Annotated in this window: 7 protein-coding genes; 1 reads left to right on the forward strand and 6 read right to left on the reverse strand. The window is 34.0% G+C overall.

Annotated features, from left to right (window positions below; all coding sequences use genetic code 11):
• Positions 1-339 precede the first annotated feature (339 nt).
• Positions 340-1,518 carry a calcium:proton antiporter gene (locus tag GOQ24_RS08855; RefSeq protein WP_160339506.1) on the forward strand — a complete coding sequence of 393 codons (1,179 nt, stop codon included), beginning with the start codon at positions 340-342 and terminating at the stop codon, positions 1,516-1,518.
• Positions 1,519-1,631: 113 nt separating this feature from the next.
• Here the strand turns inward: GOQ24_RS08855 and GOQ24_RS08860 are convergent, their stop codons facing one another.
• The 6 genes from GOQ24_RS08860 to GOQ24_RS08885 all read right to left on the reverse strand — a co-directional run bounded on the left by GOQ24_RS08860 (position 1,632) and on the right by GOQ24_RS08885 (position 11,076).
• On the reverse strand, positions 1,632-2,255 hold the full coding sequence (locus tag GOQ24_RS08860) for a carbonic anhydrase (RefSeq protein ID WP_160339507.1): 624 nt from the start codon (positions 2,253-2,255) through the stop codon (positions 1,632-1,634).
• 2 nt (positions 2,256-2,257) lie between these two features.
• The gene (locus GOQ24_RS08865) at positions 2,258-3,799 is read right to left on the reverse strand and encodes a SulP family inorganic anion transporter (protein ID WP_160339508.1); all 1,542 of its coding nucleotides are present in this window, start codon (positions 3,797-3,799) and stop codon (positions 2,258-2,260) included.
• A gap of 345 nt (positions 3,800-4,144) precedes the next feature.
• Positions 4,145-4,450 carry a hypothetical protein gene (locus GOQ24_RS08870; protein ID WP_160339509.1) on the reverse strand — a complete coding sequence of 102 codons (306 nt, stop codon included), beginning with the start codon at positions 4,448-4,450 and terminating at the stop codon, positions 4,145-4,147.
• Between the two features lie 355 nt (positions 4,451-4,805).
• A complete protein-coding gene (gene lpxD / locus GOQ24_RS08875; RefSeq protein ID WP_155093184.1) occupies positions 4,806-5,807 on the reverse strand; it encodes a UDP-3-O-(3-hydroxymyristoyl)glucosamine N-acyltransferase in 1,002 nt (333 codons plus the stop codon).
• Positions 5,808-6,026: 219 nt separating this feature from the next.
• Positions 6,027-8,540, reverse strand: coding sequence for a hypothetical protein (locus GOQ24_RS08880; RefSeq protein WP_160339510.1), 2,514 nt, complete (start codon positions 8,538-8,540; stop codon positions 6,027-6,029).
• Between the two features lie 19 nt (positions 8,541-8,559).
• Positions 8,560-11,076: a hypothetical protein gene (locus tag GOQ24_RS08885; protein WP_160339511.1), complete on the reverse strand. Its 2,517-nt coding sequence runs from the start codon at positions 11,074-11,076 to the stop codon at positions 8,560-8,562.
• Between the last annotated feature and the right edge of the window lie 76 nt (positions 11,077-11,152).

The raw sequence follows: 11,152 nt of genomic DNA on the forward strand, positions 1-11,152 counted from the left end.
TAAAATCATTTTTACAAACTCAATATAGTTTTCCACGGTTATTATTTATTATTACAAAGATCTGTAGTTTTTAATTCACACACAACTTTTGAGATTGATCCAAAACTTCTCACCTTCCCCCCTAACACTATTGAACCGTCTCCTAATTAAGCTCTTGGAGTATTATCAAAATATTGATATTTTTACAATGCTCGCTTTTATCTACTCTTTCTAATAGATTAATAGAAAATCACCTTCACTTATTTCTAAAGAATATTTATCATAGGATAAGTACATAAATAATGAGAAGTAATACTTTTGACCTGTTCTAAACCCAAATTGATTTAATATTATAATGCAATGAAAAACGCAAACTCAACAAGTATTTTTCCAACGAAAACTAAAGTACGCTTAGCAACTATTTGGTTAATTGTATTTATATTCTTGTTTTACGGAAACGCTATAACAGGAGAAAGCTTAACGCCTTGGTTAGCGAGCACACTGTTTTTAGTGCTTTTATTTACCATTGTAGGAGCAGCGTTTGGAGTAGTTAAAGAAGCAGATGAATTAGCTCACAAGTTAGGAGAACCCTATGGAACTTTAATTCTAACTCTCTCTATTGTCTCCATAGAAGTAATTCTTATTTCAGCTGTAATGTTAGGACCTGGCGAAAATCCTACTATCGGAAAAGATTCTATTTTCTCCGTGATGATGATCATAATGAATTTAGTAATCGGCTTATGTATACTATTGGGAGGGTTAAAATATGGTGAACAAGAATACAACGCACAAGGAACCATGTCCTATATCGCCATGATTATTATGTTGGGAGGCATTGGATTGATGCTACCTAATTTTATTCAAGGAGCTGGAGGAGGAAGGTTTAGTGATACTCAAGCTATTCTATTGGCTTTGTTTATTATTTTCTTATACGGTATTTTCTTGTTTTTTCAAATGAAAGGATACAAACACCTCTATGTACAACCCAAAGTGGGGTCTATGGAAATTCTCTACAAAGACAGATTACTACAAGAACAAAACCAAGAAACAGAAGTGATTTCTGAAAAAACGACAACAAAAGCTAACAAGGAGATATGGTTGCGCTCAATTATCTTACTCGGCATGATACTGCCTATCGTATTACTGTCACATAATATGGCTGTCGTTGTAGATTATGGCATACAATCAGCAAATCTTCCAACCCTTTTAGGAGGAGTATTAGTTGCAATAATTGTATTTACACCAGAATCGATGACAGCAGTTAAAGCCGCTTTAAACAATGAGTTTCAGCGCGCAATTAACTTATGCCATGGCGCATTCGTTTCTACAGTAGGTTTAACAGTGCCATCGGTCTTAATAGTAGGCCTTATAACTGGAAAAACAGTACTCTTTGGAATGAATAGTACAGAAACAATTCTATTTGTCATTACCTTACTACTCAGTTTAATGACCTTCTTAGGTAAGCGTACCACTCCTATTATGGGAGTAATGCACTTAGTTTTGTTTGCAGTGTTCGCGATGTTGATATTTAACCCTTAAGACAATAATTACCCTTTGCCAATAATTTGGCTTATGTTGGCACAAGAAAAATAATCAAAAACACAAAGAGCCTGTCCATAAAGGACAGGCTCTTTCACTTTAATCAAATTGCCTTAGCAGATCAGTTCTACCTTACCGCTTACCACATCATAATAAGCTCCTACTACTCCTATCTTCTCTTCTTCGATCAGCTTAGTCAATGATGGACTCACTTCTTGTAATTGAGCCACTATGGATCTTACATTTTCTATAGTTACCAACTCTACTAATTCGGCAGAGGATAAATCTTCTCCTGCGTGTTTAGCTTTTACTTTATCTACTACTGGGTGTATACGTTCTAAAATTGTGTCTAACTTTCCTAATGTAGTATGGTTACACGCTCCTGTTACCGCACCACATCTACTGTGTCCCAACACCATGATCAACTTACTTCCCACTACATTACACGCGTATTCCATACTTCCGATTACTTCATCCGTTAGTACGTTACCCGCTATTCTCAAGCTGAATATATCACCAATACCCTGGTCTAATACGTGCTCTAATGGAGCTCTACTATCCATACAACTCAAAATAACAGCATGGGGATGTTGTCCGTCTTTCGTCTCTTGTAATTGGTGTAAGAAGTTACGGTTAAACTTTAGGTTGTTTACGAATCGGTTATTTCCTTCTAATAATAGTTCTAAACTTTGTGCAGGTGTTGTGTTTGCTAATATTTCTTTTGTAAATGAATTCATAATTAAATAGTTTTTCTGTGTGATAAAATAATATTCTGTTGATTTCCTGATACTTTCACTTCTTTGTGAAAACCTGTTGTTGTAATGAGTATGTTTTTCTCTTTTGCCTTTTCGTTTATAAAGTTTTCTATAAGCTCTAAGACATCTACATGGATATACCCCATACGCTTTGCATCTATAGCCAAATGACAATTATCTGGCAATTGATAAAGCCTGTTTTTAATAGCTGTTTTGTTTAAAAAAGATACTTCTTCTGCTAAAGTCAAGGTATAGACTACTTGTTCTTGTTTTATCTGACGTTGCATAGAGAAGGCCTTTCTTACGTTTCCTATTAATAAGAACAATACGCTTACTCCCATACCGATCATCACTCCGACTAATAAATCAGTTGCTACTACCATAATAAACGTAATTATAAAAGGGATAAATTGTGTATATCCTTTGTGCCAAAAATGCATAACGATAGCTGGTTTAGCTAAGTTGTACCCCACTAAAATTAGCACTGCTGCTAAAGAAGCCAGTGGAATCATGTTTAATACTAATGGCAGAGTGACCACGGCTACTAATAGGAATATTCCATGAATGACAGCCGATGCCTTATACAGTCCGCCAGCATTGACATTAGCTGATGAGCGCACGACTACTGAGGTCATAGGTAAACCACCTAATAGTGAACTCAATACATTTCCGATACCTTGTACTTTTAATTCTCTATTCGTATCTGTATGACGCTTTAATGGATCTAAGCGATCTGTCGCCTCTATACACAACAAGGTCTCAATAGAAGCTACAATGGCAATGGTTCCGCCAATCATCCACACCGCAGGGTTCGTAAATCCTGCCCAATCTGGAAAGACCAAAATAGAACTGATATCTGATAGGCTATCAAATAAAGGGATAGATACTAATCTCGATGATTCTATCGCTAATGAACTCCCTGTAGATAACCAAAATTGGTTAATCAAAATACCTACTACTACCACTATTAGGGCTGCTGGTAAAAAAGAAACTTTTTTGGTCCATGCCATTTTATTCCACAAGAGTAATATTGTTAAAGATATTGCTGTGATGATAACTGTACCAAGTTGAATAGATGCGAATGATGTAATATCGCCTAAGGCGCTTACTCCGAATACTAAAGGCAATTGCTTAATCAGAATTACTAACCCAATACCCGCTAACATTCCCTCTATTACACTTGATGGGAAATAGTTAGCGATAGTCCCTGACTTTAGAAATCCTAAAACAAGTTGGATTACTCCTGCTATTACTCCTGCCGTCAATAAAAGTTGGAAAGAACCTAACTCTGTGATTGCCCCTAAAATAATAGCTGCTAATCCTGCTGCTGGACCACTCACACTAACGTTAGAGTTACTTAACAATCCTACTACTACACCTCCTATAACTCCAGATATAATCCCCGCAATAGGTGGAGCTCCAGAAGCTAACGCAATTCCTAAACAGAGCGGAAGTGCGACTAAAAAGACCACAAGGCCTGGTGCAACACTTTTCTTAAGTGCCGCAAAACTCATATTATTTGTCATTTTATTTTAATGCTTAGTTTTCACCCCACTACTTCACTTCTACAGCTCAGTACAGACAATAGTTATCCTATTGATTCATTGCTTACAAAAAATCAAAGGGTACATTGAATATCCTCAACGTGTAAACGAACTAAAATGGGATAAGATTAATAAACTGAAATGGCTCTTATTGCGGACAATTAACACATTTGCAATAGAGTATTTCTGTTCTTTTTATAGAAAACACCTAATAGATTAATAAAGAATTAAACATAGCACTGTCTGTACAATATAGAATATACTGCATCATTATTCTTACATACGTAAGTAAGCTATAAAATGTTTCTATTTTATCTACAGCGTAGATTAATAAACTAAGCGTTCGGGAGGGGGTAATAAGATGTCGAATTCTTGTGATTCGTACACTAATTTAGATTGTGCGAAGATAGTCTCTAACTTTTCGTTTGTCTCTAATAGATTTAGATTTTGGTTAGTAGATAATGTCCAAGGATGTCCATGATTCTCCTCTTCTGCACTTGTAATAGGTTTCTTATTTTCTTCTGAAATAGTTACTGCAGGAATCTCTAATTCAATACCAGCCATCACCGCAATAGTGGGTGTAGCCAAGAAGTTGACAAAGAAAATTAATACAATTAGTGACACATATTTCATAGGAACAAAAATAGTTTTTTTCAAAAAAAAACAAGGAAGCAGGTTGTTAATTTTGCTATAAAAAAGTAGATATACTACTACTTTCAAGCAAAACTACCTCAGTCCTACTATTTATTCCAGACTATGAATACTCACTTAAACCCAAATCTGAAAGATAATGATTCAATACTCCTCCCTTGATTACTTTACTATTCAAAAAGCAGTACGGAGAAGGGCTATTCACAATTTCACTAATACGGAGTATCTCGATAAGTAATAAAATAAACAGACCTAATAAAGTACAGTGCCTTTTTACTTAATAAAAAAGCGACTAATCTTGATTAGTCGCTTATATTTATTATCTCATGACAGAGAATTAATTCTTCGTTCTATTAGTTACCAATTGTTTTAAAGCTGCCCATTGTCTCAAGGTTGTCTTTGCTTCTTGTGCAGGATATCCCAGTACTGTCTTACCTGCTTCTACATCACCAGTCACTCCAGATCCAGCACCTACGACAGCACCTTGTCCGATAGTAACGTGATCTTTAATCGAAGCACTCCCCCCGATGACTACAAAATCTTTTAAAGTAACTGATCCGGCTAAACCACTATTACCTGCCATAATACAGAATTTACCAAGTTCACAATTATGTCCAATCTGCACAAGATTATCAATCTTACATCCATCACCGATAATTGTAGCACTAAATTTCCCTCTATCTACACAAGAGTTTGCTCCTATTTCAACATAATTTCCTATGACTACATTGCCAATTTGAGGAATCTTAACCAAGCCAAACTCAGGAGAAGGAGTAAAACCAAAACCATCTGCACCAATTACAGCGTTGGGATGTAAAATACAGAATTGCCCAATATGACTTCGCTCACGCACCACCACACCAGACCACAAAATAGTGTGATCTCCTATTGTGCTATCGTCCAACACCGTGACATTAGGATATAGTTTGACATTCTTTCCAATAACCACATTTGCACCAATGACACAACCAGCAGCTATCTGTGCTCCTTCATTAATAACAGCTGTACAATCAATCGTAGCATTAGGATGAATATCTGTTTTAAATACAGGCATCTTAGGAGCGAATAACGTAAGAAGTTGAGCTAAAGCTAAATCAACATTATCCACTTTTATAAAAGCTCTATCTACACCTGGTAAGATAGATATATCTTTATTCACTATAGCAATTGGAGCTTTTGACTCACTCCATAGGCGTTCGTACTTTTTGTTACCAATAAAAGAGATTTGGCATTCCTTTGCTTTTTCTAATTGTTCAGCAGCAGTAATTTGCCTTAATGTATCTCCAACGACAACACCGTTCAACACATCATTTAATTCATTCAGCGAGTAAGATTTCATAATTTTAAATAAGTTTCCAATTGTTTATACAAATAAAACGAATAAAAAAACAACTTATTGCATCCAATATATATAAATACTACATTATTTACAATTACCAATAATTTTAAATACAAAAAGGACAAAAACCAAATACATTTTATTGAAAAAAATAAAACAAAAAAAGGAATCACAGTAGTACACCGTGATTCCCATTCTATCTTATCCTTTTAAGAGTTATTACTTCACGTAATCAATGACAACGTAATAACTCCCCGCAGGTAACTTCTGACTATCAATATCATTCACTGTGATATACGTCTTGCCATTATTCACCTTCTTATGTAACAAATCTCTTGTAACAGCATTAGTTGTTTCGTTAATCAGTTGAAAATTAACAATTAACCCTCCTATTTCTTTTTCAAATTCTACTACATTAAAATCAGTAGCAACGTTTAGGCGCTTTGCATATCTCAGTAGATCTTTATCTATCCATTTACCTACTACCTCATCCTCTTGAATCTTCTCATTAACACTAAAGGTATTTGCACTCCTCAGATGATTATCATTCGGATTAAAAGTTCCGTCGATTAACTCCTTGATATAATCTTGAAAGTCATAACTTTCTGCAATTAGTTTAGACAAATCAAATTCGTGAACATCAGCATTTTCATCTTTAAAGGTAAGCTTAGTAGTCTTTTTATCTGGTGTATTAAACACATCTATTGCAGTTACCGTTTCCATTTCCCTTATCCATGTAGGTAAGAACTTACTTTCCTGAAGACCATTTTCTCCCTTCCATATAAAACCTAATTCACCACTCCTTACATAAGCTTTCACATATCCCTCTTGTTCTAATTTCTTTTCTTCAATATCAGACACTATATACTCCAATAAACTTTTCATAGGGGGTGCCGTAAAAACTTCATAGCTCCCATCTATAAAAGACTGTACCAAGTCTATCTCATACTTTTTACCACTTTCACTTATATAATTATACTTCCCTGTAAATTCACCATTCTCACGTATTTCTTCTATACTCGTATCTGTTTCGACAAGATTATTAATTTTAATCTCTTTTAATTCTAAATTACCTTGTTTTTTAACGACCTCATAAAAAGTATCATCCTTATAAACAATACTATTCTCTACCCATTCAGTATTCTGAGAAGTAAACTTCTTTAATTGTTCTTGTACCTTATTATCTTTTAAAACGTCTTGAAAATTATTCTTAACATCTTCTACAACAGTTATTACAGTGGGTACCCCTTCTCCATCTTCATCTTTCTTATTGTAAAAATTATATACCCCTGAATGTTCACCATCATCATTTAACTCAGGTTCTAATTTCGATACAATCAGATCTAAAGAGGCAAAAGCTCCCATTTCCTCCATCATACTTTCCTTAAAGCGAGGATTTTTAAAGAACATCTCTGTCAAATTAAACTTCGATTCATTACTATCTTCATCTTTATAAGTAAGTATCACACCATCCTCTTGACCTACAACCTTCAAGGAGGTCAAAGTCTCAGATCCCGTAACAATATCCGTCAAGTTAATTTGTTCAATTTCTCCACTATCGCTTTTCCAAGTTATGTACACTTTACCCTTTTCTTCTTTAATAGAAACTTCACCTTCTTCTTTTTCAATCAACTTGATAATTTCATCTTTAACTAATTTCTGTTCAAAAATTGTTTTACTATTCTCTATCACATCTTGTACGATATCAAAAGTAAATACCTCCTTTTCTTCATTAACATACTTATAGCGACCTGTGTACTTTCCATCTCGATCAACAATGGCTGACAACTCTGTATTAGTCTCCTTTAAATCCTCAATATCAGAAGCAATAATTAAAAAATCCTGGTAATTGTTGTTATCTTTTTTGGTCACGTAGAACTTACCTCCAAAATAAGTTACAGCATCCTCTTGATTTCTTTTAAAATATTGATCAAACTGACTCTTTACATTTGGAACTTCCAACAGCTTTCCAAAATTAGTTGCTACATCTCCGATCACATTAAGCTTTGTGGGTACGTAAGTGGGATCACTATCTCTTTTTTCATTATAATAGTAATACACTCCTGTTCTAACATTATCCACTACATCAGGTACAATTTCAGTAATGGTTTCTTCTTTAGATACCTGATTAACGTAATCTATAATATACTTTTCAAAAACAGTACTTTTTTTGAGAATGTCCGTTAAATCAATTGTTGTCTTATCTCCTTTTTCATCTTTATAAATAATTTGAGCTTTTCCTTCCTCAGCCGAACTAGATAACGAAGTCAAATTTTGGAGATTATTCACAATTGAAGAAATACTAAAATGCTGATCTAAGTTATTCTCGTCTTTCCAATGAAAAATATAATCATCTCCATTTTGCTCTACTCTCACTTCTCCTGAAGCACTATTACTTCTAATAGCTCGTGTTTTTGAGGATGCAATATATTTTTGAATAGTTGCATTTGACACGAGAGTGTTCCACTTCTTACCTTCCCAACAATAAAACCCTGCATCCAATGAAGGCGTCCCTAAATGATAGACAATTAAACTCTCAGGATATGGAGCTCCATCTATCGTTGTAATATCTGTATCTGAACTCAGTGTGACTCTCGGTATTAAGACCCCTTTTTTCGTAGATTGTACTTCTAACTGAACACTCGGATGGGGCAATTCTGTCCCTATTCCAATTTGAGCTTGTGTTGTTATTGTTCCCAACAAGAACAACATTGGTAATATATTTAACTTCATACGTATCAACCTTTAATATCTATTGTTTTTTTAGATAATCTATTATCACATAATAATTACCTTTGGGTATTGTATTATCAGAGTCTTTTGCGTTTTTTAAAAAAAACTTAGTCTTATCTCCTGAACTACTTATTAACTCTATTTTATTGTAAATCAAATTAGAATCTTCATTGATTATTTTTACTTCTAATGGCAAGCCGTCTTTCCAATTAGCTAAAATCAAGTCATCAGTATCACTTTGCTTTACCACTCTCTCCATATACCTAAATCTCTGCTGGTTATTGATCTCTCCCACATAACTTTCTCCATCCAACAAATACTCATCTAATGACTGATTAACTAGTTTAGTACTCTCTCGATGCTGATCAACATTAGTCGTCTTTAACTTCGCTTTTGCTTGATCAATATATCCTTGAATTTGTTCGCGTAAGGTTTCGTTTTCCGTCAATTTTTTTGCCAATTCTCCTTGATTATAGGCCAAGCTTTCACTATCCAAATACAATATCCCTTGATGAGTGCTAAGCATTTTTACCTTTCTGTACATTTGGTAAACTTCTTTTAAAAGTCTTCGTTTAGTGATAAAACTAATATCTTCACTATACTCATCCATAGTTATCCACTCATACCCTATTTCTCCATTCTCCACAAAGAATTTTGGTCGCCTTTCTATGCCGTGAACACCACTTTCAATAGCAGTTAAGACTTTAGGAACACCCAATATTCTATCTATAGAAGACTTTACAGCATCACGAGATCTTAGTGGATATTCTTTCTTTTTCTCATTTACATAAACATAGTCTACAGGATAATTATTCGTTTCTTCTTTTCTAAAGAAAGTCTGGTTTTGTCCTAACATATTCATATTGACTGGTAGAAAGACATCTTTATTATCTTCTATTACATAATATTTAAAACTATCATCTTTAAATAACACTAAGTTCTCAGGTAGAACTGTTAGTTTTGAAAAAAAATCTGAAAGAAGGCTCTGCACTTTAGCGTCATCGAAGACCACCTCTGAATTATTTGTAAAATCCTTGAGTACATCCATTATGGTGTTATCATTCATACTATCAAGTGACCAATTTTTAAACTTATATGGCACGTATGGTTTAGTAGGATCTCTATAATAAAAGTAAGATGAATTTGGTATCATCTTTAAAAACTTTTCGTACTGTACCACAAGCAAGGGGTCTTTTCCTACCCCCTGTAAGTAAGTAGAGTAATCTTTCGCTTCAATGATCTCATCACTAAAATAAATAAAATTAGTATTCTTCTTTTCATCCAAATACTTTAAATTATAATAATTTGAAGTATCCCATCCAATTCCAGTTGATTCTAACTTTGTTAATGTAGGTTCGTTATCTACTATATTTGATAGCAAAAAAGTCTTTATCTGATTATTACTATCTTTCCAAGTAAACTTAATATCACTACCATTTACAACTTCTACTGTTATTGGGGCATTATTTTTCCGAGCATTCTTTACTATTTCACGAGTATACTCATTATCAAATATTTCCTCACTTCTATTGACAATATCACCTAAGACATGGATCTTATAAGAGAGGTTATTCTCTTCTATATATTCAAATCCAATAGTATCTTTTCCCTGTTCATCTTTAAGTGAGCGTATACTCGTTGCTGTTTCCTTAAAGTCAAACAACTCTTTATAATCGACCTCTTTCTTTTCTAATTTTTTATCTGTTAAAGTAGTAACCCAAAACTTGCCATTCTCAAAGGTCAATTTCTTATCCTCTGCAGAAAGAGCAAGTTCTTCAAAACCTCGTTTAACATTTTCATTATTGAGAAAACTACTAAAATTGTTCTCCAAATCCTTAATTACATCGATTTCTAATGGAGTGTAATTTAAAGACAGGCGATTCTCATTATAGAATTTATACTTTGCATCATAAGTAGATACAATGTCTGTTGTAGTCTCTTTAATAGCTTCTTGCTGTATAAAAGACTTAATATAATTTTGAAATTCTGAACTACCTGTTAACAAGGGCGCTAAATCAATGGTCGTATTCTGAGCCTCCTCATCCTTATAGATCAGTGCTACTCCCCCTTCTTTATTAGTAGATGTCAAAGAGGTGACTTGTTCTAAAGCTTTGACAACATCACTTATAGAAAACTCTTGAGCAGCATTAAACTGATCTTTCCATTTAAATACATAATCATCCCCTACCTTTACAATTTGCAGTCCTTCACTGGGAACCACTTCAGTAATGTAATCTTTGATATTTTCGTTGGTTACAAGAATATTCCAACGCTTATTTTCCCAATAATAAAACCCTGCAGGTAGAGATGAATTTCCGCTGTGATAAACTAATAAGCCCTCAGGATAAGGATACCCTGCTACTGTGGATTGATCACTCACTGATTTAAGTAATAACCGAGGAATTAATACTCCCTTGCGATCAGAACTAACCTCAAGCATCGCAGATTTATCAGGCAATTTCGTACCTATACTTGTCTGACTGTATCCTGTTATAACCCCCAAAAGAAATGTAACAGATAATATCCTTCTTTTCATTAACCATATTTTAGCAAGTAAAATTAAGTTAAAATTTTACAGATATACCACAAACAAAACAAATGCAAATAAAAAC

The sequence above is a fragment of the Myroides sp. LoEW2-1 genome (assembly GCF_009767705.1).
Lineage (GTDB): Bacteria > Bacteroidota > Bacteroidia > Flavobacteriales > Flavobacteriaceae > Flavobacterium > Flavobacterium album_A.